The sequence below is a fragment of the Streptomyces sp. SID14478 genome (genome assembly GCF_010548525.1).
Lineage (GTDB): Bacteria > Actinomycetota > Actinomycetes > Streptomycetales > Streptomycetaceae > Streptomyces.
Genome location: NZ_JAAGMG010001306.1, coordinates 1 through 209 on the forward strand (window position 1 = coordinate 1; position 209 = coordinate 209).

The window sequence follows — 209 nt, forward strand, 5'->3', positions numbered from 1 at the left end:
GGCTCGTGGAGCCGCTGCGGGACATCCTCGTGCGCAAGGTCGTCGACCGGGGGGTGCGCGACGGCGACGGGGGCGCGGTGTCGCGGCTCACCCAGCAGGTGGAGATCGCCCGCGACACCTTCGCGGGCGTCGTCATGGTCTCGCGGACCTTCGTCGTCACCGCGACGGGCGCCCTGATCGGCCTGTTCTCGCTCGCCCCGCTGCTGCTG

At 73.7% G+C, this 209-nt stretch carries 1 pseudogene; it reads left to right on the plus strand.

Annotated features, from left to right (window positions below):
• Positions 1–209, plus strand: a pseudogene (locus tag G3I40_RS41345) (ABC transporter ATP-binding protein); the annotation flags it as partial.